Here is a 1280-nt window from a genome sequence, read left to right on the forward strand (position 1 = left end):
TTTCGTGGTGGCTCACGCCAACGATGTCGCAAGGCACGGAGATTTTGGCGCAAGGTTGCCAAGGGAGGTTGAGTGAAGATCGCCGCGATCAGAGAGGCGACGATCTGGCGGCTAGCGCGCCACAGTAGCGGGCGCCCGTCGCTCAAGGGGGAGAGACACCCAACTCCTGCGAGAGGGGTTCGGTCACAAGCGCGATGAGGAAGTGGGCAAGAATCCAAGGCTTTGCGATCCTTGGGTCTTTGGCGGGGGGAGCGCGCAGCCCGATCAGGCTCTTCAGACGTTTGAAGGCGAGCTCGATGCGCCAGCGCATGCGATAGAGCTTGAGAACTGTGTCGGCGTCAAACTCATCCTGGTCGAGCGAGGTCACAAGGATCACGAAGCCGGCAGCAATCAGCGTCTCCTGTCGAACCTGCTTGCCCTTGGCCTTGGCTTCCTTGTTGATCTTGCGTCGCGCTTCCTGTGCCGCAGCTTCGGATTTGCGCAAGGCGATCAGGCGCATCTTCACAGGCTCGCCCTCCTTGAGGCCCAGCCGGACAGGCGTTTCGATGACCTCCTCCCGGCAGCTCTTCAGATGGCCGATGAGATCGAATGCCTCGCCGCTGGCGTCGAGCCATCGCACATTCTTCCACGGCGCGCGCACGACAACGTCGCCGCCTTGCGCCATGACCTTTGCGATCCGGTCGGCCTGCAGATAGGCGCGGTCGCCGATGCGGATCTCGCCCGGTATCACCGGCACGCGGTCGATCAGCTCGGCCTCGCCCTGGTCGGTGATCTCGATGAAGTCGAACTGCTCGCGCTCAAGCTCGAAGGCGCAGTGCATACGCCAAAGGCCATTGTTCTTCTTCTCATGCACACCGGCCTTGGCAACCGCCGTCGCATCGAGGATGCGGATCAGCCGGCCTTTGGCCAAGCCTGCCTCCTCGCGCTTCAAAAGGTGCCCAATCAACTGCTGCAGCCACGGCCCTGCATTGCGCAGCCGGCCGAGCAACGCCACGTCCGAGATGTCGGCGATCCCGCTCGCCGCCGCCCAAGCCACGACGCCCCGCAAGCCCACCTTGCCGAGGCTGTAAGCCAGCGTCAGGCGCAACAGATCGCACGCCGACCTGATGCCCCGCGGTCGCAGGAACGCCTTCGTCTCGCGAGCACTCCCCGCGATCAACTCTTCGCCGCCGAGAAGCTCAATCGTCTCGGCCCAACCGTCATCAACAAGCGATTCGTCAGTCATCGCAGTGTAGAATCACAGCCGATTCCCCACTGCAACACCTATCTTAGCGCCTATG

1 protein-coding gene is annotated in these 1280 nt (G+C 62.8%); it reads right to left on the reverse strand.

Annotated elements, in window-relative coordinates; genetic code table 11:
* Positions 1-142: 142 nt before the first annotated feature.
* Entirely contained in the window at positions 143-1225 is a 1083-nt protein-coding gene (locus EH240_RS37010; protein ID WP_125007247.1) for an IS4 family transposase, read from the reverse strand.
* Positions 1226-1280 lie beyond the last annotated feature (55 nt).

Source organism: Mesorhizobium tamadayense (genome assembly GCF_003863365.1).
In the GTDB taxonomy this organism is placed as follows: Bacteria; Pseudomonadota; Alphaproteobacteria; order Rhizobiales; family Rhizobiaceae; genus Mesorhizobium; species Mesorhizobium tamadayense.